The 504-nt window shown below is 63.3% G+C and carries 1 protein-coding gene; it reads left to right on the forward strand.

Going from position 1 to position 504, the window contains the following annotated elements; all coding sequences use genetic code 11:
- Window positions 1–504: alpha/beta hydrolase (locus tag EOA29_RS39670; protein WP_145970171.1), on the forward strand; the 504-nt coding region annotated here is incomplete at both ends.

The following is a 504-nucleotide window of genomic DNA, read 5'->3' on the forward strand; positions in this document are numbered from 1 at the left end:
AGCGGGACCGCCTGCCGGTGCATATGTTCATTCACGGCGGCTATTGGCGCATGTTCTCCAAGCGTGATTATTCTTATGTCGCCGAGACCGTCACGAACGCCGGTGCGATCGCAGTCATCGTCGACTATGCGCTGATGCCGGCTGTCAGGATGGCAAAAATCGTCGACCAGGTGCGCCGCGCCAAGCGATGGGTGCTTGACCATATCGCGGACCATGGCGGCGATCCCGACCTGCTGACGGTCAGCGGTCATTCCGCCGGCGCGCATCTGGCGACGATGCTTTTCGACGGCGACAGCCGGCCGTCCGGCATCAAAGCTGCGCTGCTGCTCGGCGGCCTTTACGACCTGAAGCCGTTGCAGATGTCATTCCTTGCCGCCGAGATCGCGATCACCGACGAAGAAGCCCGCCGGTTCTCGCCGATCAACCACAGCTTCGATCCATCCGTGGCCGTAGGGATCTCGGTCGGCGCCGATGAGACGCCGCCCTTCCACAGCCAGGCCGCGA

Source organism: Mesorhizobium sp. M1E.F.Ca.ET.063.01.1.1 (genome assembly GCF_003998155.1).
Classification (GTDB): domain Bacteria; phylum Pseudomonadota; class Alphaproteobacteria; order Rhizobiales; family Rhizobiaceae; genus Mesorhizobium.